Origin of the sequence: Hydrocarboniclastica marina (assembly GCF_004851605.1) — a bacterium.
Taxonomy (GTDB): domain Bacteria; phylum Pseudomonadota; class Gammaproteobacteria; order Pseudomonadales; family Oleiphilaceae; genus Hydrocarboniclastica; species Hydrocarboniclastica marina.
In genome coordinates, this window is record NZ_CP031093.1 from 1,723,455 (window position 1) to 1,750,050 (window position 26,596).

General features: G+C 56.4%; 26 protein-coding genes and 3 tRNA genes. 16 read left to right on the plus strand and 13 right to left on the minus strand.

Annotation, left to right across the window (positions count from 1 at the left end):
• The first annotated feature begins 3 nt into the window (after window positions 1-3).
• The 3 genes from soil367_RS07700 to nadA all read left to right on the plus strand — a co-directional run bounded on the left by soil367_RS07700 (window position 4) and on the right by nadA (window position 1,471).
• Window positions 4-79 (plus strand) — tRNA-Lys (locus tag soil367_RS07700).
• 45 nt (window positions 80-124) lie between these two features.
• Window positions 125-200, plus strand: a tRNA-Lys gene (locus tag soil367_RS07705).
• Window positions 201-409: 209 nt separating this feature from the next.
• Window positions 410-1,471 (plus strand): quinolinate synthase NadA, encoded by a 1,062-nt coding sequence (gene nadA, locus soil367_RS07710; RefSeq protein WP_136548502.1) that lies wholly within the window; start codon window positions 410-412, stop codon window positions 1,469-1,471.
• A 10-nt stretch (window positions 1,472-1,481) separates the two neighbouring features.
• Here the strand turns inward: nadA and soil367_RS07715 are convergent, their stop codons facing one another.
• Complete coding sequence (locus tag soil367_RS07715; protein WP_136548505.1) at window positions 1,482-2,951, minus strand: M48 family metalloprotease; 1,470 nt, start codon at window positions 2,949-2,951, stop codon at window positions 1,482-1,484.
• A gap of 320 nt (window positions 2,952-3,271) precedes the next feature.
• Here soil367_RS07715 and soil367_RS07720 point away from each other — a divergent pair, with 320 nt between their 5' ends.
• Window positions 3,272-3,532 carry a sulfurtransferase TusA family protein gene (locus tag soil367_RS07720; protein ID WP_136548507.1) on the plus strand — a complete coding sequence of 87 codons (261 nt, stop codon included), beginning with the start codon at window positions 3,272-3,274 and terminating at the stop codon, window positions 3,530-3,532.
• Between the two features lie 85 nt (window positions 3,533-3,617).
• Here the strand turns inward: soil367_RS07720 and soil367_RS07725 are convergent, their stop codons facing one another.
• On the minus strand, window positions 3,618-4,088 hold the full coding sequence (locus soil367_RS07725; RefSeq protein ID WP_136548509.1) for a peroxiredoxin: 471 nt from the start codon (window positions 4,086-4,088) through the stop codon (window positions 3,618-3,620).
• A gap of 35 nt (window positions 4,089-4,123) precedes the next feature.
• Complete coding sequence (locus tag soil367_RS07730; protein ID WP_136548511.1) at window positions 4,124-4,672, minus strand: glycine cleavage system transcriptional repressor; 549 nt, start codon at window positions 4,670-4,672, stop codon at window positions 4,124-4,126.
• A 305-nt stretch (window positions 4,673-4,977) separates the two neighbouring features.
• On the opposite strand from soil367_RS07730, the gene dapA reads away from it, so the two are divergent.
• The 7 genes from dapA (at window position 4,978) to soil367_RS07765 (ending at window position 10,576) form a co-directional block, all read left to right on the plus strand.
• Window positions 4,978-5,853, plus strand: a complete 876-nt coding sequence (dapA, locus tag soil367_RS07735) for a 4-hydroxy-tetrahydrodipicolinate synthase (protein WP_136548513.1) — start codon at window positions 4,978-4,980, stop codon at window positions 5,851-5,853.
• 150 nt (window positions 5,854-6,003) lie between these two features.
• Window positions 6,004-7,071 carry an outer membrane protein assembly factor BamC gene (gene bamC / locus soil367_RS07740; protein WP_136548515.1) on the plus strand — a complete coding sequence of 356 codons (1,068 nt, stop codon included), beginning with the start codon at window positions 6,004-6,006 and terminating at the stop codon, window positions 7,069-7,071.
• 73 nt (window positions 7,072-7,144) lie between these two features.
• Entirely contained in the window at window positions 7,145-7,858 is a 714-nt protein-coding gene (gene purC / locus soil367_RS07745; RefSeq protein ID WP_136548518.1) for a phosphoribosylaminoimidazolesuccinocarboxamide synthase, read from the plus strand.
• Between the two features lie 27 nt (window positions 7,859-7,885).
• A complete protein-coding gene (locus soil367_RS07750; RefSeq protein WP_136548520.1) occupies window positions 7,886-8,623 on the plus strand; it encodes a TIGR04219 family outer membrane beta-barrel protein in 738 nt (245 codons plus the stop codon).
• A gap of 51 nt (window positions 8,624-8,674) precedes the next feature.
• Window positions 8,675-9,685, plus strand: a complete 1,011-nt coding sequence (locus soil367_RS07755; protein WP_136548522.1) for an NAD-dependent epimerase — start codon at window positions 8,675-8,677, stop codon at window positions 9,683-9,685.
• 182 nt (window positions 9,686-9,867) lie between these two features.
• A tRNA-Val gene (locus soil367_RS07760) sits at window positions 9,868-9,944 on the plus strand.
• A 221-nt stretch (window positions 9,945-10,165) separates the two neighbouring features.
• On the plus strand, window positions 10,166-10,576 hold the full coding sequence (locus soil367_RS07765) for a helix-turn-helix domain-containing protein (RefSeq protein WP_136548524.1): 411 nt from the start codon (window positions 10,166-10,168) through the stop codon (window positions 10,574-10,576).
• Window positions 10,577-10,589: 13 nt separating this feature from the next.
• Here the strand turns inward: soil367_RS07765 and soil367_RS07770 are convergent, their stop codons facing one another.
• From soil367_RS07770 to soil367_RS07785, 4 genes are all read right to left on the minus strand, one after another.
• Window positions 10,590-11,612: a hypothetical protein gene (locus tag soil367_RS07770; protein ID WP_136548526.1), complete on the minus strand. Its 1,023-nt coding sequence runs from the start codon at window positions 11,610-11,612 to the stop codon at window positions 10,590-10,592.
• A 90-nt stretch (window positions 11,613-11,702) separates the two neighbouring features.
• Complete coding sequence (galU, locus tag soil367_RS07775; RefSeq protein WP_136548528.1) at window positions 11,703-12,536, minus strand: UTP--glucose-1-phosphate uridylyltransferase GalU; 834 nt, start codon at window positions 12,534-12,536, stop codon at window positions 11,703-11,705.
• Window positions 12,537-12,768: 232 nt separating this feature from the next.
• The gene (locus soil367_RS07780) at window positions 12,769-13,455 is read right to left on the minus strand and encodes a TSCPD domain-containing protein (protein ID WP_136548529.1); all 687 of its coding nucleotides are present in this window, start codon (window positions 13,453-13,455) and stop codon (window positions 12,769-12,771) included.
• 55 nt (window positions 13,456-13,510) lie between these two features.
• Window positions 13,511-15,649 carry an adenosylcobalamin-dependent ribonucleoside-diphosphate reductase gene (locus tag soil367_RS07785; protein WP_136548531.1) on the minus strand — a complete coding sequence of 713 codons (2,139 nt, stop codon included), beginning with the start codon at window positions 15,647-15,649 and terminating at the stop codon, window positions 13,511-13,513.
• A gap of 757 nt (window positions 15,650-16,406) precedes the next feature.
• Here soil367_RS07785 and soil367_RS07790 point away from each other — a divergent pair.
• Entirely contained in the window at window positions 16,407-16,802 is a 396-nt protein-coding gene (locus soil367_RS07790; protein ID WP_136548534.1) for a hypothetical protein, read from the plus strand.
• A gap of 8 nt (window positions 16,803-16,810) precedes the next feature.
• Here soil367_RS07790 and soil367_RS07795 read toward each other — a convergent pair whose 3' ends face one another.
• From soil367_RS07795 to soil367_RS07810, 4 genes are all read right to left on the minus strand, one after another.
• Window positions 16,811-17,605: an ABC transporter ATP-binding protein gene (locus soil367_RS07795; RefSeq protein ID WP_136548536.1), complete on the minus strand. Its 795-nt coding sequence runs from the start codon at window positions 17,603-17,605 to the stop codon at window positions 16,811-16,813.
• Entirely contained in the window at window positions 17,602-18,504 is a 903-nt protein-coding gene (locus tag soil367_RS07800; RefSeq protein WP_136548538.1) for an ABC transporter permease, read from the minus strand. Before soil367_RS07800 ends, soil367_RS07795 begins: the two co-directional genes overlap by 4 nt.
• A gap of 77 nt (window positions 18,505-18,581) precedes the next feature.
• The gene (locus soil367_RS07805) at window positions 18,582-19,547 is read right to left on the minus strand and encodes an ABC transporter substrate-binding protein (RefSeq protein ID WP_136548540.1); all 966 of its coding nucleotides are present in this window, start codon (window positions 19,545-19,547) and stop codon (window positions 18,582-18,584) included.
• Between the two features lie 180 nt (window positions 19,548-19,727).
• Complete coding sequence (locus tag soil367_RS07810) at window positions 19,728-20,057, minus strand: hypothetical protein (protein WP_136548542.1); 330 nt, start codon at window positions 20,055-20,057, stop codon at window positions 19,728-19,730.
• Between the two features lie 411 nt (window positions 20,058-20,468).
• Between soil367_RS07810 and soil367_RS07815 the strand changes: the two genes are divergently transcribed.
• Window positions 20,469-20,915, plus strand: coding sequence for a YiiD C-terminal domain-containing protein (locus soil367_RS07815; RefSeq protein ID WP_136548544.1), 447 nt, complete (start codon window positions 20,469-20,471; stop codon window positions 20,913-20,915).
• 40 nt (window positions 20,916-20,955) lie between these two features.
• Here the strand turns inward: soil367_RS07815 and soil367_RS07820 are convergent, their stop codons facing one another.
• Window positions 20,956-22,644: an ABC transporter permease gene (locus tag soil367_RS07820; RefSeq protein ID WP_136548546.1), complete on the minus strand. Its 1,689-nt coding sequence runs from the start codon at window positions 22,642-22,644 to the stop codon at window positions 20,956-20,958.
• Between the two features lie 126 nt (window positions 22,645-22,770).
• Complete coding sequence (locus soil367_RS07825) at window positions 22,771-23,793, minus strand: Fe(3+) ABC transporter substrate-binding protein (RefSeq protein ID WP_172962299.1); 1,023 nt, start codon at window positions 23,791-23,793, stop codon at window positions 22,771-22,773.
• A 341-nt stretch (window positions 23,794-24,134) separates the two neighbouring features.
• Here soil367_RS07825 and soil367_RS07830 point away from each other — a divergent pair, with 341 nt between their 5' ends.
• From soil367_RS07830 to soil367_RS07840, 3 genes are all read left to right on the plus strand, one after another.
• Window positions 24,135-24,392, plus strand: a complete 258-nt coding sequence (locus soil367_RS07830; RefSeq protein WP_136548548.1) for a PilZ domain-containing protein — start codon at window positions 24,135-24,137, stop codon at window positions 24,390-24,392.
• A gap of 17 nt (window positions 24,393-24,409) precedes the next feature.
• A complete protein-coding gene (locus soil367_RS07835) occupies window positions 24,410-25,048 on the plus strand; it encodes a hypothetical protein (protein ID WP_136548550.1) in 639 nt (212 codons plus the stop codon).
• A 231-nt stretch (window positions 25,049-25,279) separates the two neighbouring features.
• A complete protein-coding gene (locus tag soil367_RS07840; RefSeq protein ID WP_136548552.1) occupies window positions 25,280-26,572 on the plus strand; it encodes an HD-GYP domain-containing protein in 1,293 nt (430 codons plus the stop codon).
• The last annotated feature ends 24 nt before the right edge of the window (window positions 26,573-26,596 follow it).

The following is a 26,596-nucleotide window of genomic DNA, read 5'->3' on the forward strand; positions in this document are numbered from 1 at the left end:
ATCGGGTCGTTAGCTCAGTTGGTAGAGCAGTTGGCTTTTAACCAATTGGTCGCAAGTTCGAATCTTGCACGACCCACCATTTTTGCCATCGGTGTGTTTTCGGCATCGAGGGCTCGCTTCAGGCGGGTCGTTAGCTCAGTTGGTAGAGCAGTTGGCTTTTAACCAATTGGTCGCAAGTTCGAATCTTGCACGACCCACCATCCTATAGAGAGAGCTTGACTGTTCAAGCTCTCTTTTTTTTGGCCGATTTCCGGCTTTTCTGTTCGGAATGGCGTGTCACTATTTCTCAGAGGCTGCACGGGCAATGGTGTCAGGCTGCACAAATGCCGTGCCCAGGGGTTAGAATCGGTTTGCGGAACCCCATATTAAGTTACTGACATGTTGTCGAACCGAGGTTGCGGACGCGATTATGACAGAGAGACAAGACCGAATCCTGGTGCAGGAATTTTTCGCCCGCGAACACGAGGCCCGGGCGGTGGGCGGTGCCGACACACAGTTACTCAGGCAGCGGATCAAAGCGTTGCTGAAGGAGCGGGACGCCGCGCTGGTTGCGCACTACTATACCGACCCTGAGCTGCAGTCGCTGGCTGAAGAAACGGGCGGCTGCGTATCGGATTCGCTGGAAATGGCCCGCTTCGGCAGTTTGCATGCTGCCTCTACTCTGGTTGTGTGCGGCGTGAAGTTCATGGGTGAAACTGCAAAGATTCTGAACCCAGAAAAGACGGTGCTCATGCCCACTCTGGAGGCAACCTGTTCTTTGGATATCGGCTGCCCAGACGATGAGTTCACTGCCTTCTGTGATGCCCACCCGGACCGCACGGTGGTCGTTTATGCCAATACCTCAGCGGCGGTAAAAGCGCGTGCCGACTGGGTGGTAACCTCCAGCTGCGCACAGGAAATCGTCAGCTATCTCGACAGCCGGGGCGAAAAAATCCTTTGGGCTCCCGATCGCCACCTTGGCCAGTATATCCAGTCCGCAACCGGCGCAGATATGCTTCTTTGGGACGGCAGCTGTATTGTCCATGAAGAGTTCAAGGCCCAGGCGCTTGATGACCTTAAAGCCCTCTATCCGGACGCGGCGGTGCTGGTACATCCGGAGTCACCCGCGGCGGTTGTTGAGCTGGCGGACGTGGTGGGGTCGACCTCTCGCCTGATCCAGGCTGCAACCGAACTGCCAAACCAGCGATTCATCGTGGCGACCGATAGCGGTATCTTCTACAAAATGAAGCAGAGTGCGCCCAACAAAATTTTTATAGAAGCACCGACCGCAGGTCGCGGCGCTACCTGCAGGAGCTGTGCCCAGTGCCCCTGGATGGGAATGAATGGACTTGAGAATCTTCTTGCTGTACTGGAGAGAGGGCATCAGGAGATTGAAGTTGATCCCGGGGTCAGAAAAAGGGCGCTGGTGCCACTCGGACGTATGCTGGACTTTACCCGGAATCATCAAGCCAGAGCGGTCGGTAATGGTTGAAGCGGCGGCTTTACCGTTCCCCGGATTGGTCGATGCGCGCTAGCACTTCCTGCAATCGGTTGCGAAGTGCTTCCTGAACCTGAAGATTGCCCTGGGCTCGATTAATGGCCTCGCGCAGATGCATCTCAGCCCTTTCAGGGTTGCTCATCAAGAGCTCATATTCTGCCCGGGCACGATGAACTTCCACGATGTTGCGCGACTCGACCTGAGCGTCTGCTAGGCGTTGCCAGATCTGACTGTTTTGAGGGTCGTTGCGGGTCAGTTTCTCGTAGAGTCTAGCCGCTGCCTCCGGACGGTTCTGGGCCATGCGAACCTCAGCCAGCTTACTTTGCAGCGGAACATTGCCAGGGCTTCGCCTGAGTGCCTGCTCGAGCCTGTCCGCGGCCTGTTCGAATTTGTCGAGTGTCAGTTCCGCAGATGCCAGAGTGACTACCAGGGAAATATGGCCAGGATGGTCCTCCAGTAGCCCCTGAAGAATCCCGATTGCCTCTTCCGCTCTGTTGTCCGCTTGCAATGCTATCGCCAGGCCGTAACGCAGGGCGGCATTTTTTTCCGAGCCGGGTTTCTCTAGCTGTTCTTCAAAGGTTTTGACGGCATCGCTGGCCGATTGGGCATATTTGACGAGTGCCCGAGCCCTCATAAGATGATACTCGAGTGAGTCGCCGCGACTTCCCTTGGGGTATTGGGCAGCCCGGTTCTGCGTGTCCGATACACGGGACTCCGTTAGAGGGTGAGTGGAGAGGTACTCCGGCGGACGGTCCCCCTGCAGTCGCGCCCGACGCAGCATCTGGCCGAACATCCGGGGCATGGCGTCGGGGTCATAACCGGCTTTTGCCATGATCTCCAGGCCGACGCGATCGGCCTCCTGCTCGTTGAGGCGGCTGTACTGGAGCATGTTCTGGATCGCGAGCGCCTGACTGCCAGCAATCGCGGCCAGGCCGATATCGCTCCGGGTTACCGCCGATAGAATAATGCCCGCCACCATGCCGGCAAGCGCCATCGGTGCTGCCCGCTCCTGTTGCTCCATGCGCCTGGCGAAGTGGCGTTGACTGAGGTGCGCCAATTCGTGGGCCATAACGGACACAAACTGCTGCTCGGTTTCGGCGTGAAGGAAAAGGCCGGCATTGACCCCGATTATTCCGCCCGGAACCGCAAAAGCATTTATCGCGGGATCGTCCAGGATAACCAGTGTGAGGTCGCGATTGTTAAGCTGTACGTGAGGTACGAGGTTGTAAACTACAGAGCTCAGATAGTCCTCGAGAAGCGGATCCCGAAGCACAGGCATTGTTTTGCGCAAAGAACGCATGACGTGTTCGGCGATAGCAGCTTCCTGCTGGCTCGACAGGAGTCCGCCTCCGGCGCCTCCGAGGGTAGGCAACTGCTCAGCCAGGGCTGGCCGCACGCCGCCAATCGCAAGGGTGCCAGCGAGAACCAGAACCATGACATACTGGGTAGAGGATCGTCGTACCAAGGCGCCCATTGAATTTTTACCCCGTGCTAGAAAATGCGCGTAATGACTGCTTCCGGTTTTGGACCCGGTTTGAGAGTATAGGTTCTTATATCTGGCGTGGAGCTAGGAAAGTTCGATCCTCTGGCTGCTACCGACGCAAGGTCTCGCTGGTCCTTCGGCTCTCAGAACGTCGGGCAGCTTGATGGTCGACTAATCAAACCGTGGCGCCTGCGGACGATTGTAGTAGAGCGAAATGTTCACAGGTGGATTGTCCAGCGTGATGAGCCCTGAACAGACCCATACCTGAACAAAAGTCATACTCCGCAAAGAGCAGCGGCAAGGGAGGCTCAATGACTGATAATGAAGTCCAGGCTGCAGCTTCGGCTACGCCAGACCAGGTCCTCGACACGAGCGCGCTCAACTGCCCGATGCCCTTGCTCAAAACCAAACTCGCCCTGAACAATATGGCAGTCGGCTCAAAGTTGTTGGTAGTTGCCACAGACTCCGGCTCTGCTCGCGACATTCCTCACTACATTTCCAGAACAGACCACCGGCTGCTGGATCAGGCCGAGTCAGAGGGGCGTTTTCGGTTCCTGATCGAGCGGGGATAACTGAACGCCAACCTTGTGTTTACGATATAGAGATTCAGGGGAGGAGGTGGCGCGACCTTAAATCACGCGCGCTCTACATGCTGTTTTAAAGAGACTGGGCGGCCGCCAGAACTTCCTCAACATGACCTTTGACCTTTACACCGCGCCATTCCCGGGCAAGTCTGCCGTCAGCGTCGATCAGAAAAGTGCTGCGTTCTATCCCCAGGTGTTCCTTGCCATAGAGTTTCTTGAGCTTGATTACATCAAAAAGCCTGCAAACGGATTCGTCCGGATCGGAAATCAGATCGAACGGGAACGACTGCTTGGCTTTGAAGTTTTCGTGGCTGCGAAGACTGTCGCGTGAGACTCCGAGGATACGCGTATTGGCTGCTTCAAATGCGCTTATGGCATCGCGAAATTCCTGGCCTTCTGTCGTACAGCCGGGCGTGCTGTCCTTGGGGTAGAAGTAGATCACGAGGTTCTTTCCGCGCTCTGCGGACAATGTGAAGGTCTGATCGCCGGTTGCGGTCGCAGTGAAGTCAGGGACAGCCTGTCCCACTGAAAGCTTTGTCGACATGAATCTCTCCTGAGCAAAAATTTTGACCAATCGATCTAGATGCCGCGCAGAGGCTCTATCACGGCATCGAGATTGCGTTCGTCACAGAACAGCATGAACTCTTCCCTCATTGAAGGAAGGTGAGTCGACGGCGGCAGGCGCACGACCAACGTCATCGAGAAAATTCGCGTGTCGGACTGGTGCGCGTTGTAGGTATTGGACTGGAGATCATCAACAGCGATGTCCCTTGACGAAAAGAAAAGCACTACATCATGAATGATGCCGGGCCCGTCGGCGGCCACAACGTTGACAGTGTATGGCATGCCGGGACGATTGGGGCGCCCCGGGGTGCGCTGGATCTGCAGGCTCCAGCCGTGGCGTTGCCGAAGTCTTTCGAGCGCCTGTTCAAGCTTGGAAACCAGGTCCCAGCTGCCGGTCACAAGCCAGTACGCAGCGGACTCTTCGCCAAGTACCGTCATCCGGCACTCCAGTATCGTGCACCGATGACTTGCGACCTCGCGGGAAATGTCCAGGATAGCCAGTTGATGCTCCCGCCCGATAGCCGATATAACAAGGTAGTTTTCACGTTTGACCGGCTTGTGCATGGTAAGCGGAATGCCTCCTTCATCACTTACAATCGAGTAAGCTGGCAGCGGGCCGGCAGCTTAGCGGGTGTCAGCCAGATCGCCGACGAAGGAACCATGGTCGTCAGGCCCCTTGTTCAAGTCAAGCATAAACGGCCCGACAGCGCGCGTCGGATGCCCACTAACGGATCTGAACTCGACGGTAATAGTAAAAAAGAGACGTACTGCAAGTTTCGCTAGGTTAAATCATGCCGTCCGGTGCAATAGATCCTTGTGTCGGTGCCTACCCAACATTACCATTACCGTTTTCTTCGGACGGAGTGGCTATGATCACCGGGAGCCTTGTCGCCCTAGTAACCCCTATGCATCCAGACGATTCAATCGATTGGGAACGTCTGGACCGGCTGGTGGATTTTCACCTTGAAAATGGAACCGACGGCATCGTCGCGATGGGCACTACGGGTGAGTCAGCAACCCTGGACCCGCAGGAGCATCTTGATGTCATCCGCCGCATCGTCCAGCGCGTCGATGGACGAATCAGTGTCCTGGCAGGAACCGGCGGTAATTCTACCCGCGAAGCTGTCGACCTGACCCGGGAAGCCCATCACATCGGTGCCGACGCTTGCCTTCTCGTGGTTCCGTACTACAACAAACCGACCCAGGAGGGGCTGTACCGCCATTTCCTGAAGGTTGCGGAAGAGGTCCCGGTAGATCAGATTCTGTATAACGTCCCTGGCAGGACCGCCTGCGATATGCTGAACGAGACTGTAGTCCGGTTGGCCGACGTGCCGAACATCATTGGTATAAAGGATGCTACAGGCAATATCAGCCGCGGTGAGGAGCTGATCAAGCTGGTCAAGGGCAGGCTGGCCGTGTACTCAGGAGATGATGCCACCGCAATGGAACTGATGCTGCGTGGCGGCAAGGGCAATGTCTCAGTTACGGCCAATGTGGCGCCGGCCGGTATGGCCAAGCTCTGTAAGCTCGCCATAGAAGGGCAGGAAGCGGAGGCTAAAGCGCTAAACGACAAGCTAATGCCGCTACACCGCAAGCTTTTTCTTGAAGCCAACCCGATCCCCGTCAAATGGGCACTGCAGCAGATGGGGCTGATCGACTCTGGCATTCGGCTGCCATTGACCCCGCTCAGCGAGGAGTTCCATGGCGATGTCCGGGAAGCACTCGTTTCGGCCGGCGTACTCTGATCCCCCTACAGGTCTGCCAGCCTGAGCGGGAGCCGTTGTGACGCCATTTTAGCCGGCGCTTTTCGTTCTGTCGAAAGCGGGACAGAGCGGGCGCGAGTTTCATCTCGTTCTCAATCGAGTTTTACCTCATTCTCAATAAAGGTTGTCGTCATGCAGGGTTTTCTGACTGCAATAGGGTCAGGTCGCGTGATAGTCGCTTGCCTGTCGATGGTCGCGGTCCTCAGTGGCTGTGGCGTGATAAAGGACCGTTCGGCCGAATATCAGCAGGAGCGGCTGGCCAGCGACCTGGAGTTGCCGGAGGGGCTGAGCAGAGAGCGCATTTCGCCGCTCTATCCTGTCCCTGAAGGCGAAGGGCAGGTTCTCGCTGGAGTCGGCGGTAACGAACTTCCCCCGCCACCGGATCTCACCGACAATATCCTCGATGAAAACTACGTGGTCGAAACGGCCGGGGAAGGTCAGTCCTGGCTGCTCATCAATGAACTCCCCGGGCAGGTCTGGCCGGCCGTTGCCTCTTTCCTGCTGGAGAGAGGCCTGGAACTTGAGTACGACAACCCCAGAATTGGCCTGATGCAGACGGGTCCCGTCGGGTCCCGTCTGAAGGCCAGGCAGTGGCTGGGACTGGAGGATAGTGAAGCGGCCTCCGGACCTGTCCTGCAGGCCCGTGTTTCACCCGGCGTGCGGCGAAACACAACCGAAGTTCAGCTACGGGTACGCGAAGAGGAAGATCATGAGGGTTTCCTTCAGTGGTCGCCGCGGCCTGAAGCGCCGGATCTGGAAAGACGTCTGCTTGAGGATATGGCCACAGCACTCAAGGACCAGGAAGACGTCAAGTCATATTCGCGAGCTGCTCTTGATATCGCGGAATCGCCAAGGGTTCGCTTGATAGCGCCGGAAGAAGGCGAACCACGGATCGTACTCGACCTGGAGTACGAGCGCGCCTGGGCCGAGGTGACCCGGGCGCTGTCTGAGGCGGACGTACCTATTGTCGATATTAACCGCAGCCAGGGCCTGTGGTTTGTCGACTACCGGAGCCGTGATGATCGAACTTCCGGCTGGCTCTTCTGGAAAGAATTGGATGAGCCGAAGTTCACCTATCAAGTTGAGCTGAAGCGGGCCGAAGACGACTCCCTGACAGTGGTGACCCAACCGGCACCAGATCATGAGGAAGGCGACCGATCAGCACGCCTGCTCTCTGAAATTTTCGAATACCTTTATTAAGTGACAGCGGGCCTATCCTGGAGACTCAGGCTTTGGCTTGGCATCGCAACGAGCACGGGGTGGGGAGAATAGGATGGAAAAGCGCGATGTGTTGTACTCAGGAAAAGCCAAGTCGGTTTTCCTGACAGACGATCCCGACTTGTACGTTTTGCAGTTCAGGGACGATACGTCAGCGTTTGATGGCGAAAAGAAGCAGCAACTGGCCCGCAAGGGCATGGTGAACAATCGGTTCAATGCTTTTGTAATGGGCAAGCTGGCCGACGCAGGTGTTCCCACTCACTTTGAGCGTCTGCTGTCGCCTTCAGAGTCGCTTGTGCGCAGGCTCGAAATGATACCGGTGGAATGCGTCGTTCGTAATGTGGCCGCCGGGAGCCTATGTCGGCGCCTGGGCATCGAGGAAGGCCGCGAGCTGAACCCCTCCACTTACGAGCTGTTTCTCAAGAATGATGCGCTACACGACCCCATGATTAACGAATCCCATGCCGAAACGTTCGGCTGGGCAGCGCCGCATGAGTTGGCTGAAATGAAGAGGCTGACCCATCAGGTGAATGATGTTTTGCAGCGCCTCTTCCTTGCCGGCGACATGATACTGGTAGACTACAAACTTGAGTTCGGCCGCTACAACGGTCGTGTCGTGTTGGGCGATGAGTTCAGCCCGGACGGCTGCAGAATATGGGATCGCAAAACACGTAAGAAAATGGACAAGGATCGGTTCCGGCAGGACTTGGGCGACGTCATTGAAACCTATGAAGAGGTCGGGCGGCGTCTCGGCATGTCTTTCGACTGAACACCCTATCTGAATAGAGGATCTACCATGGTAAAGCAACTGGCGACCACCTTCCTCGGCCTCGGCTTGATAGTGAGCCCGCTTGCGACGGCAGACATACTCGGCGCGGGCGCCTCAGTGGGCTACTGGTACCCCGGAGTCAGCGGCTACGCCGCGCTCGGCGATGACCGGGTCGACGTTGAGGACGATCTCGACCTGGAAAGCGATGGGAGTGTGAATCTTACTGCCGCTCTGGAGCATCCGCTGCCTCTAATCCCCAATGTCCGGCTCGGGTTCTCGCGGCTCGAACACACGGGTACCGGTGACACGGTCCAGTCATACGGCGACCTCATCGCAACTGGCTCAGTTCGCTCAGATCTTGAAGTAGACCAGTTCGACGTGACGCTCTACTACGAGCTGCTCGATAACTGGGTTAATCTCGATGCTGGGTTGACGGCGCGCATGCTCGACGCCTCACTCACTCTAGAAGATCGGAAGACACCGCAGAATGTTGAGCGCACAGAAGTAGACGTGATCTTGCCGATGCTTTACGCAGCAGCACGTTTCGATGTCCCCGTCACTGATGTTTCAGTAGGCCTGGAAGGACATGGTATCGCCTTTGATGGCGACTCCCTGATGGATATTACTGCCTACGGGCAGTATGACCTGGCTGTCTTGCGTCTGCGGGCGGGTTACCGCCAGCTGAGCCTTGACGTGAACGAAGGCAACGATACGCTCGACATCAGTATCGGTGGGCCCTTCTTGAGCGCCGGGCTCGATTTTTAGGTACACCGGGGCGCCAATTGGCGAACTCCTGACAGCTAAGGAAGTAGAACTGTGCGAATACTGGTTACTGGAACTGCCGGCTTTATCGGCTCTCATGTAGCGCTTCGGCTACTGGAGCGTGGCGATGACGTTATCGGCGTCGATAACGTCAACGACTACTACGACGTTAACCTCAAAGAAGCCAGACTGGCACGGATCAAGGAGCGCTATCCCCAGTTTGTTGAGAAGCGGGTCGACGTTTCAGACCGTGATGCTATGGCCCGGCTTTTCTCCGAGTACCAGCCGGAGCGCGTCGTTCATCTCGCCGCACAGGCCGGGGTACGGTACTCCATTGAAAACCCCAATGCCTACGTAGATGCCAATCTCGTTGGCTTTATGAACATTCTCGAAGGTTGTCGCCACAACAACGTCAAGCATCTGGTTTATGCATCCAGTAGCTCGGTATACGGTGCAAATGAGTCAATGCCTTTTTCAGTGCATGACAACGTTGACCACCCTTTGAGCCTTTACGCGGCCTCGAAGAAAGCCAACGAGCTGATGGCGCACACCTACAGCAATCTCTATAACTTACCGACCACTGGGCTTCGCTTTTTCACCGTTTACGGGCCCTGGGGTCGGCCTGATATGGCGCTCTTCATTTTTACCCGCAAAATTCTGGCTGGCGAACCGATTGATGTGTTCAATCACGGAAACCACAGACGGGACTTCACCTATATCGACGACATTGTCGAAGGTGTGTTGAGAACGCTTGACAGCGTAGCTACGCCCAATCCCGAATGGTCCGGCGCGCAGCCCGACCCCGGTACCAGTGCGTCGCCTTATCGCATCTACAACATTGGCAGCAATAACCCTGTTGAACTGTCGCGTTTCATCGAAGTACTTGAGGATCGCCTGGGTAAAAAGGCCGAGCGTAATCTTCTGCCCCTGCAACCCGGCGACGTACCTGCAACCTACGCTGATGTGCAAGCGCTTATCGATGACGTTGGGTACCAGCCGAATACGCCGGTGGAGGAGGGGATCGGTCGTTTCGTGGAGTGGTATCGCGACTATCATAAGGTTTAATTGCTCGACCACATACTGCTGAAATGATCCTGGGATCGCTAAACCAGGGCTTCTGTTGAAGCCCTGGTGGTCAGTTGCAGCGAATGGGAATGAACGAGAAGATATTTGCAGTAACCGGTTGACCGCCTGCAGCTCTGCCGTTATAGTATCGCCCGCAATGACGTACCGCTTCAAATCGAAATACACCCGTAGCTCAGTTGGTTAGAGCGCCGCCTTGACATGGCGGAGGTCGGTAGTTCAAATCTACTCGGGTGTACCAACTCTCCTTATGTTTTCCGTTCCTTGACTCGACGCAGTTGCAGCCTCGTACTCCCGAGATAGCCACGCACAGACGCGCTCGCCTCAAATACATTGACTATGACCTTGGCCTGCGAGCGGAGTGGGCGCTCTTTGCGGCTGCTCAGTTATATGTCGCATAATGGGTTGATCGACTCCAGATTCAGGCCGCTGGCCTCACAGCCCTAGTATGGACATCCCCAAATGCGCTACCTGTCCTCTTTCAACCGTCGCCTTCGCCACCTCAGAGACGTTCAAAGCCTCAGCGAGAATGACGTTGCGCATATGTGCCAGGTTGACGAAAACCTGATTCGCTGCTGGGAGACGACCGATGCGGCCCAGCGCTGCTACCCGACTATTGACCAGTTGCTGACGCTCTGTTTTCGAACTCGAACACCACTTGAGCGATTGCTCGACGGCGACGCGCTGGCGGCGGAAGGACAGCTGGAGCTGCCGGGGCTTTGCGAGGATACAGGAGATCTAACGTCCAGTGTTGATGAGCTACAGCGGGAAGTGACCGCGCGGATGCCCTCCAGCGAAGAGATGCTTTTGCTCAAGCGATTCCGCGCGACTGATCCTGAGAACCGTCGCTTGATCATTGAGCTTTTGGCCTGAAACTGAGCATCCGCTAGGCCGTGTTGGCGGGAGAAGGCATATTCAGGCCGGCAAACTGATGGTTCTGATTCAACGCCAGCGTGACATCCGCTTTCTGGGGAATCTGCTCAAGCATAACTTCAGTGATTCGCTGATAGTGACTTATGAACCGCTCTAGCTTGTCGGGACTGTCGAGCCCGCCGGCATAGGCGGCGCCCTGCTTTGAGATGAGCTTATGTTCCTGCCGGGAGCGCCAGTCATAGACAGCGCGCCAGCCCGGAGGCTGCAGGTAAATCAACGGCGAAAGCTTGGCGAACAGCGGCTCATACACCTGACCAAGTTGATCGTTGACGTAGTTGCGCCAGCGCATGTCCGGGTCTTCTTTCTGCTCAAGGTCATTAACCGGCGGAGCCAGCGAGGACGCGGGTTGTGCTGGTGCACCGAGGCACCAGCCCTCCAGAATGATAATATCGGGCTCTGATTCGACCGTTGGCCATTCAGCAGTTGGTAGAGGATTGTCGCGGCCTTTGTCGAAGAGGGGTATCGCAACAGGCTTCCTGCCGGGCCTCGCCAGTGCATCCAGCGTTCGCTCCAGTAAGCCGATATCGTGGGTTCCTGGCACGCCGCGGGTTGCGAGAAGAGGGTGCACACGGGCTGCAAGCTTTTTGCGGTCTTCCTGGCTCAGGTAGAAGTCGTCGAGGGACAGTACGCACGAGCGTGATGCGAAGCTATTGCCGAGAATAAGCTGGAGAGCGAGGGCAAGCGTGCTCTTACCAGATCCCTGACAACCGCTCAGGCCGACCAGCAAAGGTCTTCCACAGCGCCGCTGGGCCTGAAGCAGCCACGCAGCCAGCGGAATGATAAGACCCGGGAAAAGGGGTCGATAGGCTTGGGGGAGACCCTGCTGAGCTATAAACCGGCCAATGCCGAGCACCGCATGTTGCTGGGCCACCTTGATCTCTGTTGATGAGAGCGGCGAATTATCCGGCCATCGCGCCGGGTCCAGCAACAGTGACTGTGTTGCGGGCCTGCCAGGCAGATTGTTATCAATGTTCATTTCGGACTGCCTTGGGGTTCGGTAGGTCCGGCAGCGGCAACGCTACCGGAGGCACGCGCCCGGCCCGGTTATGACCTGAGTGTCTCGAGCCTAATCCGCTTTATAGATGTTCTCGTAGACGTAGTTGGTCGCTTCCACGAAGCCGTCGATACTGCCGCAATCGAACCGGCGTCCCTTGAATTGGTAAGCCAGGACACAACCGTTCTTTGCCTGTTCGAGCAATGCGTCGGTGATCTGAACCTCGCCGTTTTTGCCAGGTTCGGTCCGTGCCAGAATATCGAATATATCAGGTGTGAGCAGATAGCGGCCAATAATAGCCAGATTACTGGGCGCATCTTCGGGAGCGGGCTTCTCGACCATATCAGTGATCCGGTAGAGGCCGTCTTTCATGGTTTCGCCGGCTATGACCCCGTATTTATGGGTTTCGTCAGCGGGCACTTCTTCGATCGCAACAATGCTGCAACGGAACTGCTTGTAGAGCGCTACCATCTGTGCCAAAACGCCGGGCTCGCCGGGCTCGGGAAGACACAGGTCGTCGGCCAGGATAACCGCGAAGGCACTATCGCCGACCAGGTTGCGACCGGTAAGTATCGCATGGCCCAGCCCTTTCATCTGATTCTGACGGGTGAAGGCGAATGTATTGTTATTGATGAGGTCGCTGATGCTGGCGAGCCGATCTTCCTTACCGGTTCCCTGAATCTGGTGTTCCAGCTCATAACTGATGTCGAAGTGATCCTCAATCGCGCGCTTGCCGCGACCGGTGACAAAGCCGAACTGGTGAATACCAGCCTCGACAGCTTCTTCAACGCCGTATTGGACAAGTGGCTTGTTTACCACCGGCAGAATCTCTTTCGGCATGGCCTTGGTTGCGGGAAGAAAGCGCGTGCCATAGCCGGCGACGGGAAACAAACACTTCGTAATCATCCTTTGGTCCCTTTGATCCGTGGTTAGACTTGAGCTGAGGTTGGGGAACAGTCTAAACAAGTTACAGGTAAAAATGGATACCTGTCGGGAACGATGACGGAATTGTATAGCCGGAGAGGAGGGATAGCGTGTTCGTGCCCCACGATGGGGCGATTAGCCTACCGAATTTGACCGCCCCACGCAGTGCCTGGGGCGGTAATTCCGGGTCGCAGCCCTTAAATGATTGTGACGATCAGCCGCACTTACTGTCGCCACAGCAAAGGCATGTATTGCAGCCGTCCATCACAATCACGGCTTTCGTGTGGCATTTCCCGCAGAGCGTGGCATTGGCCGGATAATCGCTGACCTCGGCCTGGGCGTTCTTGGTCTCGGCCCGGGCTTCAAAATCGGCTCGCTTCTCCGCCAGAATCCGGCGAGTCATCTCGCTCATCTCGTCGGATTCGATGAGGCCGATTGCTTTAAGGTGCTTCTCGATAACTGCACCGATCTCGGCCACCAACGAGGGCATAAACACGCCGCCCTTTTTGAAGTAACCGCCATTCGGATCGTAAACCGAGCGAAGCTCTTCCACCAGAAAGGTGACATCACCGCCTTTGCGGAACACTGCTGAGATGACCCGTGTTAGCGCGATAACCCACTGGAAGTGCTCCATGGACTTGGAATTGATGAACACCTCATAGGGCTGCCGGCTCTCGTGATCGGTGTCTTCGTTGAGCAGGATGTCGTTGATCGTGATGTACATCGCGTGCTCCGCCACCGGCGGCTTTATCTTGTAGGTGGTACCCAGCAAGAAGTCCGGCCGTTCGATGTTCTCGTTCATCTTCACCGGCAGCGGTGCGATATTCTCGGGTTTTACCTCATTCGCCGCGTCGCGAACGACCCGATAGCCAATGATCTTCTTGTCGATTTTGACTGCCATTGTCATGTCCTATATGTCTCTTCGCCACGCCGGCCGGGTGCCCGGCCAGACAGGATCAATATTTTCCGTACGTGCCTTCTTTGAGCGCGTCGAACAGGTTGGCGGCATTGTGCATCTCGCCATCGTATTCTACCTGTTCGTTCCCCTTGAGCGTGACTGTCGAACCATCGTCCAGCGTGAACTCATACTGGGTACTTTCGAGGTCTTTCTCTTTGACCAGCACACCCTGGAACGCCTCGGGGTTAAAGCGGAACGTGGTACACCCCTTCAGCCCTTTTTCGTACGCATACATGTAGATGTCTTTGAAATCCGCAAACGGGAAGTCAGTCGGGACATTGGCCGTCTTGGAAATTGACGAATCCACCCATTTTTGCGCTGCTGCCTGGATCTCCACGTGCTGGTGCGGAGACACATCATCCGCAGTCGTGAAGTAGGGAGGCAGCTGCTCTTCGGGATCCTCGGAGAATGGCAGCGCACGGGCATTGATCAGGTGGCGGTAGGCCAGCAGTTCGAAAGAGAACACGTCGACTTTCTCTTTGGTCTTGCGGCCTTCCCGGATGACGTTACGCGCATAGTGATGGGAGAAGCTCGGCTCAATGCCGTTACTGGCATTGTTCGCCAAGGATAGCGAAATAGTACCAGTAGGGGCTATAGAGGTGTGGTGGGTAAAGCGTGAGCCCTTTTCGGTCAGTTTAACGATCAGCTCGGGTTCCACCTCGGCAATACGCTGCATATAGCGGCTGTAGCGCGCATGCAGCACCTTGCCTTTGACCTTGTCGCCCGCCTTGTAACCATCAGTGCGCATTTCCGGGCGATGAGCCAGCATGGCCTCAGTCACTTCAAACTCGTCATCCATGATCGGCGCTGGTCCTTTTTCTTCAGCCAGTGCCAGGCCCTGGCGCCAACCTTCCACAGCCATCTCGCGGACAACTTCTTCAGTAAACACCACCGATTCGGACGAGCCGTACGGCATACGCAGCATCGCCAGCGTCGAGCCCAGGCCCAAAATGCCCATGCCATGACGGCGCTTGTGGGTGATCTCGTGTTGCTGCTGCTTGAGCGGCAGCCCGTTGATCTCTACAACGTTGTCCAGCATGCGGGTGAAGATGCCAACTACCCGGCGGTATTTCTCGAAGTTAAAGCGCGCCTTGTCGGTGAACGGAAACTCAACAAACTTGGTGAGGTTGACCGAGCCCAACAGGCAGCTGCCGTAAGGCGGCAGGGGCTGCTCGCCACAGGGATTGGTCGCGCGGATTTTTTCGCAGAACCAGTTATTGTTCATCTCGTTGACCTTGTCGATCAGGATGAAACCGGGTTCAGCATAGTCATAAGTGGAGGACATGATCGTGTCCCAGATCGTCCTTGCCTTCAACGTATTGTAAATCCGGCATGCGACCCGGCCCTGGCTGTCGGTCACATACTTGTCCGTGATCGGGAACTCGCGGTACAGGTACTTACTGGTGTCGTTCAGCTCGAGTTTTTCTTCTTCCGCTTCCTTTGCCGATACCGGGAAGGAAAGCTTCCAGTCGCCGTCCTTGCGCACCGCTTCAATGAAGTCTTCAGTGATCAGCAGTGACAGGTTGAACTGGCGCAGCCGCGCGTCTTCACGTTTGGCCTGAATGAAATCAATCACGTCCGGATGATGTATATCAAATGTCGCCATCTGGGCACCGCGGCGACCACCGGCGGACGAGACGGTAAAACACATCCGGTCGAAGATATCCATGAATGACATGGGGCCTGAGGTCGTCGCGCCAGCACCGGCAACATAGGCGCCCTTTGGGCGCAGGGTGGAGAATTCATAGCCGATACCGCAGCCGGCTTTAAGCGTGAGCCCCGCCTCATGATTCTTGCCGAGAATGTCGTCCATTGAGTCGGTGATAGTGCCGGAAACAGTACAGTTGATGGTTGAGGTGGCCGGCTTATGCATCTCTGCGCCCGCGTTGGAAGTGATCCGTCCCGCCGGGATAGCGCCGTGCTGAAGAGCCCAGACAAAGTCTTTGTGGACCTTATCGCGTTTTGTTTTTGACTCAACGGCCGCCAGGGCCTTCGCGACCCGGTGATAGGTTTCCTCAATGGTATGATCAACCGCATCGCCGCTCTTGGTTCTGAGCTGATACTTGCTGGCCCAGATGTCCAGGGAGGTTTCCTGGAGCGGTATCTCGGTTGTCATGTCCTGTACTATTGCGTTCATTGTTATCCTCGGAACGTTCCGGTGGTCGGTATTCAGCCCCAACCTGAGAGGCGGGGAGGGATATTTTTGAGCCTGGAGTCGCGCGCGCCGCTCCGGCTCGGGAGATCCAGCTTCTGCGTATGTTTACGACTCGATATTGCGCCGCTTCGTCAATACTAGATGTAGTGTTTTTTCTAGCAGACAGCGAAGCTGTAATTTGTCGATAGGCAGAGGAGAATGATCTCCCAAAGGCTGCTCAGGCCGCCGTTTCACGGAAACAGGGTAATGACGGCGGAATATAAAATTCTTTTAATAGTCTGCTCTCAACCACTACATATCGATGTTTCTTCCGTCTCAGCAACACTATATTGTGTTTCTGCCTCGGCGCTGTCAACAGGAAAAGTAGCCGGGCAGGCGACTTTCCGCAAGCTGTAACGATGAGATTTTCTCTTGAACTCGATCACTGCAGTCGTGGGACCGCGCGGAGACGGGCCTGCGCAGCCGGTACTATATGTAGTGGCTAAAAAATGGGCGTTCCCGCGCCTGATACAGCATCTTATTTTTTTGCAGGTGGTGCTAAAATGCGCGGTTCTCAAACTCATAGCCATCGGGCTTTACCATGATCAAATCGCTTCTCCAGACACGGCAGGTAAACGCCGACAGGATTTCAGCACGTGCGCTGGCGCTATTACTTTGTTCTTTTGCTCTCTTGCCTGGCTGTGTAACCGTGTCGGACGAGCAACTGTCTGCTGCTTCAGCTGCGGATCAAGAAGTCCGTATGACGCGGGAACAAATCATTACCGCGGGGCTGGCCCAAGGGCGGGAGCAATTGCGCGGTCCGGCTCCACTTAGACCTTTTGCCACAGTCTATTCGACTGTAGGCGGCCTGCGTCCGGTCAAATTCAACGCTAAAGACCGCCAGGTCTCCGATAGCGACAGCAGTTTGCTACTGGAAAGCATCCAGGCCCTGAGTAAAAGTAACGATCTGCAGGCCTTCGCGGTGTATGGGGTAGCCGAAGATACTGAAGGTCAGCGATGGTTCGTAGTTCACTTCGAGGAGCGTTCAGGCACTGCCCAACTGCGCCAATATCCCTTACCGGCGCCAAAAGACGTCACACGATGGCATCCGGTGACGGTCGAGGAGGTTCAGAGTGTGGTGTTCACGGGTCGTTAACGACTAGATCAGCTCAGTAAGAGACTGTCGTCGTCGAGTGTTTCGCCACGCTGTTGCTCGAACAGGGCCAGAAGGTCTTTTACCTCAAGCCCATCCCGATCCTTGCCCGCTATATCAAACACAACGCGACCCTGGTGTAGCATCAGGGTCCGGCTGCCCACTTGCAGTGCCTGTTTCATGCTGTGCGTCACCATCAGCGCCGTAAGGCCTTGCTCTGAAATAATTCTCTCGGTTAACCCCAGAACGAAGCTGGCTGTGCGGGGGTCAAGGGCGGCTGTATGCTCATCGAGCAGCAGTATCCTGCTGGGGTTAAGGCAGGCCATCAGCAAACTGATCGCCTGCCGCTGACCGCCTGACAGTAAGCCCATTTTGTCACCCAGCCGGTCCTCCAACCCAAGTTCGAGCTGGGCCAGTTGGTCGCGAAAACGGTCGCGGTGACGCCTGCGCACCGCTGACTTCAGACCACGCCGCTGACCCCGGCGAAAAGCCAGCGCCATATTCTCCTCGATTGTCAGCCCCTCACAGGTTCCGGCCAATGGGTCCTGAAAGACTCGCGCTACCAGGCCGGCACGCTTATGGGAGGGGAGGCGGGTGACATTTGTGCCGTCGATCATGATGCTGCCCTCATCCACGAGGACTTCGCCAGAAAGGGCGTTCAGGACAGTCGATTTGCCAGCGCCGTTGCTGCCAATCACCGTAACAAATTCACCGGCTTTAATGTCGAGGCTCAGATCCTGTAACACGGCGTTCTCAAGTGGTGTGCCCCGGCCGAAGGTCAGCTTCAGATTGCGCGCGGAAATCATGAGTTTCTCCTGGGACGGAACGAACGCAGGGTCGTGCGGAAGCCTGGCAACACAATCGCCAATGTCACCAGAACGGCCGTGACGAGGTTAAGGTCCTGGGATTCGAGCCCAATAAAATCGGCGTTCAGGGCTAGGGCGATAGCGAGCCTGTAGAGTATCGCGCCGACGATGCACGCCAATAAGGCCCGGGCTACGGTCAGAGGCGTAATTACCGCTTCACCGCCGATCAGCGAGGCCAGCCCGACCACGATGATCCCCACGCCCATGGTGACATCGGCCGCGCCCTGGCTCTGTGCGAACAGTGCCCCGGCCAGGCCGACCAGACCATTAGATAGCGCAACCCCGAGGACTACCAGGCCTCCCGTGGCTATGCCATTGCCGCGGGCCATACGGGGATTGGCACCCGTAGCCCTCATGGCGAGCCCGGTTTCGGAACGCATGAATTGAAACATCAACCCGAATACAACGAGGATAACAACAGAAAAGAGCGCGACCGGCGCGAGATGAAAAGGGAGCCCAAGGTCATACCAGGGGGACAGCACCGTTTCCTCTCCCAACAGGGCAATGTTGGGGCGGCCCATAATCCGAAGATTGATGGAATACAGCGCCGTCATGGTCAGAATCGAAGCCAGCAGGTGCAGTATTTTGAGCTTGACGTTGAGCAATGCTGTGACCGATCCGGCAGCCATTCCGCCAAGGATTGCGCACCCCGTCGCCAGCCAGGGGTCAATTCCTTCCATAATCAGTACAGCAGCAATAGCCGCGCCCAAGGGGAAGCTGCCGTCCACCGTTAGATCCGGAAAGTCGAGTACGCGGAAAGACAAATAAATGCCGAAGGCCACGAGACCGTAAAGAAGCCCGGTCTCGAGGGCGCCGTAGAAAGCGATGTCGCTGAGCATGTTTCAATCACCTGGATGCGCGAAGTGTTTAACGCGCTTGAGGGCAGATTTATGGCGCGGAGAGCGCCTGGGACGCGCTACTGAATGACCTTGTCCGCCCGATCAATCAGCGGCTGGGGCAACGTGAGCCCCATTCGCTCGGCCGACGCCGGGTTGACGTGCAGCGAGAGCTTTTCCGGAACTTCGACGGGCATGGTTGCGGGTTCGGCTCCTTCAAGTATCCGTACCACCATGGCGCCGGTCTGGCGGCCAACGTCATAATAGTTGAAACCGAGAGCCGCAGCCGCGCCCCGTGCTACCGTGTCGGTGTCTGCTGCGAAGACGGGAATTTTGGCCCGGTAACCGAGTTGTATTACCGCTTCCGCTGCGGTGATGACAGTGTTGTCGGTGGTCAGGAAAATCGCGTCGACTTTCCCGGCCAGCGAACGCGCCGCGGCCAGGACTTCAGATGATTTTGTTGCGGCGGCTTTTTCCAGCTTGATGCCACGCGCAGATAACTCGGCCTCCAGGGCTTCTACCAGGGCAACGGCATTCGCTTCGCCAGGGCTGTATACAGTACCAATGGTTTTCGCGCCCGGCACGGCTTCAAGAATCATGTCCATATGGCGAGCCATGGGAAGCTGATCCGAAACGCCTGTGATATTTGCGCCAGGAAGCTCGCTGCTTGAGACCAGCTTGGCGCTCACCGGGTCCGTAACCGCTGAGAACACCACGGGAACACTGCGCGCCACCGCTGCTACTGTCTGGGCTGACGGCGTCGCGATGGCGACGATGACGTCAGGCTTGTCGCCAATGAATTTGCGAGCTATTTGAGCTGCAGTTCCGGAGTTGCCCTGGGCGCTCTCGTAATACCAGGTCATATTTTCACCGGCAACGTATCCGTGACTGGCTAACTCGTCTCGCACCCCTTCCCGAACAGAGTCCAGAGCAGGGTGTTCAACTATCTGCGTCACAGCAACAGTGACGTCCTCAGCAAACGCATTGAAAGCGCTGAGCATGCCGACCGCACTGATCAGGAAGGCTGCACGTAGGTTTTGCCACATGGTGATGAGCTCCAAAGCTGAGAGTGAGAGTCGACTGTTGCTACAGGTTCACGCTAGACGCCTGGCGGCGACGCCAGAGCATAGGGTGGGAGGCAGGGTCGGCTGCTACCTGCTTACTGATGGCGGGGATTTTAGCATCACTGAATGGGATGGCAATGCAATGCTCGGCGGGTCAGGAAATTATCGGCCGGCCTGGAGGTACCGCTGACGTTTGTAGACGTTGTGGACGGCCCGGAACAATGTGTAGCCGAAACCAATCAGTAGCAAAGAAGCGACGAGAGAGAGTCCGATATTAGCGAGTAGTGGCTGATCCTTTCCTTGCTGCCAGCCCTGCAGCACGGTATTCAAGTGATCCAGCAAGAGATAGAGGGTAATAGCCCCGCCCAGTACCGCAGATAGTATCTGAGTCGAGACGATCAGTCTGGAGGCAATTGTCGTGGCGTGACCGCAATGACCGCAGCGATAACGATCAGTGTATTCCGGCTCTTCTTCGTCACGAATGGGGTCCATGAGCCCTTTTTTACATCTGATGCAGACGAACATCTGGTCGTAACACTCTGAATGAATAGGCAAAGGGTAGGGAAGGGCCGGTCGCGCAACGCTTGCTGAGCATAGGGCCAGCTTACAAATGGCCTAATGCGCCTTAAGGGCCGACGATAGTCAACAAGGCATCACACAGTCACCACGCCCGATAATATAGCCTCGGCAGGTGCCTGGGGCGAGGAACTGGATCGCAAGTCGGTGCATCCGTTGCCGCCGGGATTCGCGAGGCCAGGCCAGAACTGGATCGCCAACAGCTGCTCTGCGTTGCCGGCACGTCTTTTGTCCAATAGGCCGGGCCAGTACAGGGCTCTAGAATAGGGGCTTCGGAATAGGGCGCATCATTATCGCAGTCTTCAAGCCCAGATCGGGGGAAACATAATGGTCAACCTGAAAGAACTGGAAAGCAGAATCCAAAGGCTGATTCCGCTGACCGGTGCTTTGGGTCTTCAGCTCGAGGCGTTTGACGGCAACGAGTTAATCGTCTCCGCTCCGCTTGAGACTAACCGTAACCACCAAGCCACCGCTTTCGGGGGGAGTCTCTACTGTGTAGGGGTTATGGCGGTGTGGGCGCGACTGCAGCTGTGGCTGGACCAAAACAAAATGGCCGGCAGTATTGTCATACAGAGCGGCGCCATGGATTACGACGAGCCTGTAACTGATGATTTTCAGGGGGTCGCGACGCTCCCGGATAAAACTACGATGGACCGTGCGGAGGCCATGCTGCGCCGGCACGGCAAGGCCCGGTTGAGTCTGGCAAGCGACATCATCCAGGAGGGGCAGCCGCGGGGTCGTTTCATCGGTCGTTTCGTTATTCTGCAGGGTTGAACACAGGGTGGACTACCGATGCCGGAGCCCATGGCGACCTTCAGGTTTTCGCTTGGCGGGTAAGGTTCCGGCTCAGTACGATAACGGGCACGATACCGGCCAGCACAATAAAGAGGGCCGATAGCGCGCTTTGCTCCAGACGTTCGTCGGAGGCAAGCTGGTAGACGTGGGTGGCCAGCGTCTCAAAGTTGAAGGGGCGCAATATCAGCGTCGCGGGTAGCTCTTTCATAGTGTCTACAAAGACAACAAGCGCGGCGGTGATCAGACTCGTTCTGAGCATAGGCAGGTGGACGCGCCAGAGCGTCTGTCCAGGCGTGAAGCCCAGCGATCTGGACGCCATGTCCATGCTGGGCGTTATACGCTGCAGCCCGGTCTCCAGGCTTCCGGTCGCCACGACCAGAAACCGCACAGTGTATGCGTAGACCATCGCGAAAACGGTCCCGCTAAGCAACAAGCCTGTTCTTACGTCGAACCATTGCTCCATACGCAAGTCCAGCCAATTGTCGAAAGCGGCCAGAGGAATAATGACGCCCACCGCGATAACGGCGCCGGGCATCGCGTAACCTAGACTTGAGAACCGAATCAGCGTTCTCATCAGGCGCGTATCCTGAAGTCTGCGGCTGTAGGCAAGGAGGAGGCCGACGCTGAGTGTCGATATCGCGGCAAAAGCGGCAAGCATCAGGCTGTTGAGGCTGTAACGGAAGAATTCGATATTCCACGATTGTTCAAAGTATTGCCAGGCGAAGGTCACCAGCACGGAGGCAGGTAACAGGAAGCCCAGCAGAACCGGTGTAAGGCAGAGCAATACGCAGAGGAACTTGCGTCTGCCGGACAGTTCGAAACGGTGTAGTTGCTGCCCGTGGTCGCGGCTGCCGTATTGCTCCTGTCTCCGTCGCGAGTACCGCTCCAGTGTCACCAGCAAGACCACGAACGCCAACATTGTTACCGCAATCTGTGCAGCCCCGCCTATGTTGGACAGGTTTAGCCAGGTGTCGAAAAGCCCCGCTGTTAAACTGCGGACGGCAAAAAAATCAACAGTCCCGAAGTCATTCAGCGCTTCCATCAGAACCAGCGAAAGGCCGACCGCAATTGCGGGACGGGCGATAGGCAGCACCACTGTCAGAAACGTCTTGTAGGCGCTACGTCCGAGGCTCCGACTGACCGCGAAGAGAGAGGGAGACTGCTCCAGGAAAGCCGCTCGTGCCAGCAGGTAGACATAGGGGTAGAGCACCAGACTGAGCATTATGATAGCGCCACCCATTGAGCGTATCTCCGGAAAGGCGTAATCCGTCGGTCGCTGCCATTGAAAAAGCTCGCGCAGGGCGATCTGGACGGGGCCGGCATAGTCCAGCATGTAGGTGTAAACGTAGGCGATGACATAGGCGGGAAAAGCAAAAGGAAGCAGCAGGGCCCATTCCATAATGCGTCGTCCCGGGAACTCACAAGTGGAAACCACCCAAGCGGTCGGAACGCCGATCAGGAAAGTCAGCAACCCGACGCCGCCCAGCAGCAACAAAGTGTTGGCTACATAAACAGGCAGGACGGTATTCACAAGATGAGGCCAGATATTCTCGTCGGGCGACACGGCGAGGTAGAAAACTGAGGCTACAGGAAGAGCAATAAGGAAGGTCACGAAAACTGCCGCCAGGACCCAGCGGGTAGTCAGCCGCCTGCGTTGCAGGTGCGGTACCTCGATCGGAGCGGATAGAACGGCTGAGTCAGCTGACAACGCTCGTGTACCTCTGCATCGGGTCCTGGAAACAGAAAACCCCCGAAGGCCGTCGGGCTTCCGGGGGAACTCAATTTGTGGCGACTGTCACGTCACAGTAGAACCGCAATCACCAAGTCGCGCATATCAGTTATCGTAGCCAACCCGGTCGACCATTTTAACTGCGGCTTCACGGTACTTCGCGATCTCGTCAAGTGGCAGGTCATCCGCTTTAAAGTCACCCCACTCTGAAACAATCGAAGCGGGCGTTACACCCTCCCGTACGGGATACTCATAGTTGAGGTCGGCGTACATCTGCTGAGCTTCCTCGCCCGACAGGAACTCAAGAAACGCCATAGCATTCTCCCGGTTGGGTGCGTGCTTTGCGATCGCAGCGCCGCTCAGATTGACATGGGTGCCGCGCCCGTCCTGGTTGGGAAAGACAAGTCGTGCCGCTTCAGCCGGGCCTTTCTGTTCCGGATCGCTAAGCATGACGCCATAGTAGTAGCTGTTGCCTACGGCGACGTCGCACACGCCTTCCGCGATAGCGCGGATCTGGTCGCGATCTCCACCCTGGGGCTTGCGAGCGAGGTTGTCTTTGAGGCCTCTGAGCCACTTTTCGGTTTCCGCTTCGCCATGATGAGCGATCATTGAGGCGATAAGCGCGACGTTGTAGTCCTGCTTGCCACTGCGGGTGCACACGCGATCGTTCCAGCGATTATCGGCGAGATCCTCATAGCGGGTTATTTCGCCTTCCTCCACGCGATCTTTGGAGGTGTAGATAACCCGCGCACGACGGGTCAGCCCGAACCACTTGCCTTCGGGATGACGATACTCGGCAGGGATGTTTTTGTTCAGGGTCTCGGAGTCGACCGCAAGGCTAAGATCTTTGCTCGCAAGCTCGTCAAGACGACCAATATCGACGGTCAGCACGACATCTGCCGGGCTGTTACGGCCTTCCCGTTCCAGGCGCTCAAGGATGCCCTGTTTGGCAAAGACGACATTTACTTTGATGCCGGTTTCCTCGGAAAACGCATCAATCAGCGGCTGGATCAAATAAGGCTGACGATAGGAGTAGACGTTGACATCTTCAGCTGCAAACCCTGCCACAGGCGCTGCCATGGTCAGACAGGTCAATGTGCCGCATAGCCAACTCTTAAGATTCTTCATACCCTGTTCCAGCTCCCTGATAGATATACGTAGTAATAACGATAAACATTCTCATTGTCCGTCCTGGCAAAGTCAAGCGAGCAATGCAGCGCAGGGCGTTACGTGGAGCCCCAGCTGTTCAGATCAGAGAGGCAATCATACATTCGCTGAGAGAGAGTCGGGCGAAGCTGGTTTGGCCTCTTTTTGAGCAGGACAGCTCAATGTCTGCAAAAAATGGCGCGACAGCCCAGTGGCGGGGCTATGCTTGAAAGCAGACGTGCCATACTATCGCGGTGTCTTTTCCGCGCGGCGGTTTCAGACCCGGCTACAGGGTCCCTACAGGAGCCATGCTAGAGTTCGTTATGACCAACCGAAGAGAATTCGCTCGAACTGCGATGAACGCCTCTGTAAAGGTTTGCCATCCGCTTATTGGTGAGGCGATCTATAAGACCCGGGACATTTCCGACGGCGGTATATACGTTGTTGCCGAGTCAGACCGTTATCCACCGCTCGGTGACCACGTTCAGGTTCAGGTTCAGGGTCTGCCGGTGGCTGCGCCGACGGTGACAATGGAAATAGTGCGCCATGGCGGGGATGGTTATGGCCTGCAGTTCGTCTGATCAGGAAAATTGACGTTATGTTTGGCAAAGCGAAGGGTTGTGTTTGGGTAGGACTCTCAAGGGTAGCGCCGGCACTGCTATTTTTGGGATGGCTCAGTGGCTGTGCTTCTTATGAAGCACACTATAGTAAGTTCCAGGGCGTAAACTCTTCGGGTGAGGAACGCTCCTTTCTGCTGAGTTGGCAGACCAAGCGCTACCCGTCGTGGTCGCTGGGCGAGGATGAGTCAACGCCGGTACGTCTGCAGACTCAGTGTAGTGAGCGCGAGTGGCTTATCCGGGACAAATATACGGACGTGTGTGAGGCCAACGAGCGTCTGGCGGACCCAACCGCGCTTGCATCCATCAGAGCTTGTGGTATCCCAGGTAAAGATCTGGACAGGCAGGGCCGGCCGATCACGGAGCCCGGATATCAATGCATGGGCCTGTCGGACGCCCAGGGGGCCGATACAATTCTTGGGCTGGGGCGAGAGGTGCGCCTGACCGTTAGCTGCTTTCCGGACCAGGCCGTTCGGCAAAGCGAAGACGGGGCTGTGGGAACCGATTACCTGAAGCCGTCTGTTATTCCTTATAATCTGCCGATACGAACTGTTCCTTTATATAGCATCCGCGAGAAGTTACCCGAGCTGGATGACAAGGTTTGCCCTGAAGATCCATAAATATTTTTAACAAAAGCCCGTAACATTCCTGTTTTAAGAGGATAAATATGTAAACGGCAAATACAGGAAAAATTGAAAACAGTCTGTTTTACAAAATTTTGCAAATAGCCACACCCTGCAATGTGTCGCAGACGACATGTAACCAACCGACACGCCATTACAATTGAGTCTTTCCCCGCCCGTGAGAAAATGTCACTTATGGAAAAGTGACTTCAGCGAGGCAAAGGCATCATGGGCGTCCACCAGAAAAAGATTCCGGTCCAGGAACTGACGATTGGCATGTTCGTGTCCGACCTCGACCGTCCATGGCACCAGACGCCGTTCCCGATCCAGGGGTTTTACGTCAAGACCGACGATGAGATCCGGGCCCTGACGAGCTACTGCAAAGCCGTCTATGTTGATGTGGCTGAAAAACAGAGTTCGGCCGAGTCCTCTCTGGCGACATTTGGAGCCAGAGGCAGGCGCGAAGCTGAGAAAAGCCTGAAACTTCCCCCCATTCAGGTTCGCAACCCCCGACAGTACGAAATCGTTAATCCGATCCAGCGTGAGCTTAAGCCAGCGGAAAAAGTGTTAACGGAGGTGCAGGAGTCTTTGGCCAAGCTGTATGGTCAGGCCAGAGCCGGCGCAACGCTTACACCCAAGGTTGTGGAAAAAGCTGCGGAGGGAATGGTCAACAGTATTCTGCGCAACCCGGACGCTTTGCTGTGGCTGACGCGGGTCAGGCTGCGGGACGAACATACCTATACCCACTCCATGAATACCGCGGTGTGGGCGCTTGTGTTTGGTCGGCAACTGGGCTTTCAGCCGGACATTCTCAGGCAGCTTGGCGCCGGTGCGTTGCTTTCCCAGGTCGGCAAGGCTCAACTTCCAGCAAATCTGTTTAAACCAGAAACCGAGATGACCAGCGACGAGCTGAAGTTGTATCGCGGGTACCCTGAGACAGGTGCGCGCATGCTTGACGCGGCAGGCATGCCACCTGCGGTGGTTGGGCTTGTGCGACACCATCGCGAACGCCATAACGGCAATGGCTTTCCTCAGGGCCTGACCGGCGAAAAAATTCCATTACTCGCCAAGGTTGCATCGCTTGCTGATCACTACCAGGCGCTGGTAGAGCCTCGTGGCGACATTGCTCCGCTCATGCCGGCTCAGGCCGTAGGCCGCCTCTACGAAGCGCGCAATTCAGAGTTTCAGGAAGATCTGGTCGAGCGCTTTATTCAGGCGGTAGGTGTCTATCCCACCGGGACGATTGTGACGCTTTCAGACAATAGGGTTGGCGTAGTGCTCTCGCATAGGCCAAACCGCCGACTCTGGCCCAAGATCATGCTCATGACGGATCAGGAGCGCCAGCCTCTCAAGGCCGGCAAGGTCATTGACATGGCGGAGTATAACGAAGGGCGATCGAACGGAGAGGCTCTGCAGATTGCAGGATGTCTGCCATACGATACGGCGGGGGTTGATCCTTCTGAATATGGCGTTAGTGAGTCCTCACCCAGCCGCTGGAACTGGCGCAAACTTGTAGGCTAGTAGCCCGCGCGCAATTCGTCGTCC

Bases quoted from the DNA above. Each gene is read 5' to 3' on its own strand.
- nadA (WP_136548502.1), top strand. From the start codon at position 410: ATGACAGAGAGACAAGACCGAATCCTGGTGCAGGAATTTTTCGCCCGC.
- soil367_RS07715 (WP_136548505.1), bottom strand. From the start codon at position 2,951: ATGGGCGCCTTGGTACGACGATCCTCTACCCAGTATGTCATGGTTCTG.
- soil367_RS07720 (WP_136548507.1), top strand. From the start codon at position 3,272: ATGACTGATAATGAAGTCCAGGCTGCAGCTTCGGCTACGCCAGACCAG.
- soil367_RS07725 (WP_136548509.1), bottom strand. From the start codon at position 4,088: ATGTCGACAAAGCTTTCAGTGGGACAGGCTGTCCCTGACTTCACTGCG.
- soil367_RS07730 (WP_136548511.1), bottom strand. From the start codon at position 4,672: ATGCACAAGCCGGTCAAACGTGAAAACTACCTTGTTATATCGGCTATC.
- dapA (WP_136548513.1), top strand. From the start codon at position 4,978: ATGATCACCGGGAGCCTTGTCGCCCTAGTAACCCCTATGCATCCAGAC.
- bamC (WP_136548515.1), top strand. From the start codon at position 6,004: ATGCAGGGTTTTCTGACTGCAATAGGGTCAGGTCGCGTGATAGTCGCT.
- purC (WP_136548518.1), top strand. From the start codon at position 7,145: ATGGAAAAGCGCGATGTGTTGTACTCAGGAAAAGCCAAGTCGGTTTTC.
- soil367_RS07750 (WP_136548520.1), top strand. From the start codon at position 7,886: ATGGTAAAGCAACTGGCGACCACCTTCCTCGGCCTCGGCTTGATAGTG.
- soil367_RS07765 (WP_136548524.1), top strand. From the start codon at position 10,166: ATGCGCTACCTGTCCTCTTTCAACCGTCGCCTTCGCCACCTCAGAGAC.
- soil367_RS07770 (WP_136548526.1), bottom strand. From the start codon at position 11,612: ATGAACATTGATAACAATCTGCCTGGCAGGCCCGCAACACAGTCACTG.
- galU (WP_136548528.1), bottom strand. From the start codon at position 12,536: ATGATTACGAAGTGTTTGTTTCCCGTCGCCGGCTATGGCACGCGCTTT.
- soil367_RS07780 (WP_136548529.1), bottom strand. From the start codon at position 13,455: ATGGCAGTCAAAATCGACAAGAAGATCATTGGCTATCGGGTCGTTCGC.
- soil367_RS07785 (WP_136548531.1), bottom strand. From the start codon at position 15,649: ATGAACGCAATAGTACAGGACATGACAACCGAGATACCGCTCCAGGAA.
- soil367_RS07790 (WP_136548534.1), top strand. From the start codon at position 16,407: ATGACGCGGGAACAAATCATTACCGCGGGGCTGGCCCAAGGGCGGGAG.
- soil367_RS07795 (WP_136548536.1), bottom strand. From the start codon at position 17,605: ATGATTTCCGCGCGCAATCTGAAGCTGACCTTCGGCCGGGGCACACCA.
- soil367_RS07800 (WP_136548538.1), bottom strand. From the start codon at position 18,504: ATGCTCAGCGACATCGCTTTCTACGGCGCCCTCGAGACCGGGCTTCTT.
- soil367_RS07805 (WP_136548540.1), bottom strand. From the start codon at position 19,547: ATGTGGCAAAACCTACGTGCAGCCTTCCTGATCAGTGCGGTCGGCATG.
- soil367_RS07810 (WP_136548542.1), bottom strand. From the start codon at position 20,057: ATGGACCCCATTCGTGACGAAGAAGAGCCGGAATACACTGATCGTTAT.
- soil367_RS07815 (WP_136548544.1), top strand. From the start codon at position 20,469: ATGGTCAACCTGAAAGAACTGGAAAGCAGAATCCAAAGGCTGATTCCG.
- soil367_RS07825 (WP_172962299.1), bottom strand. From the start codon at position 23,793: ATGAAGAATCTTAAGAGTTGGCTATGCGGCACATTGACCTGTCTGACC.
- soil367_RS07830 (WP_136548548.1), top strand. From the start codon at position 24,135: ATGACCAACCGAAGAGAATTCGCTCGAACTGCGATGAACGCCTCTGTA.
- soil367_RS07835 (WP_136548550.1), top strand. From the start codon at position 24,410: ATGTTTGGCAAAGCGAAGGGTTGTGTTTGGGTAGGACTCTCAAGGGTA.
- soil367_RS07840 (WP_136548552.1), top strand. From the start codon at position 25,280: ATGGGCGTCCACCAGAAAAAGATTCCGGTCCAGGAACTGACGATTGGC.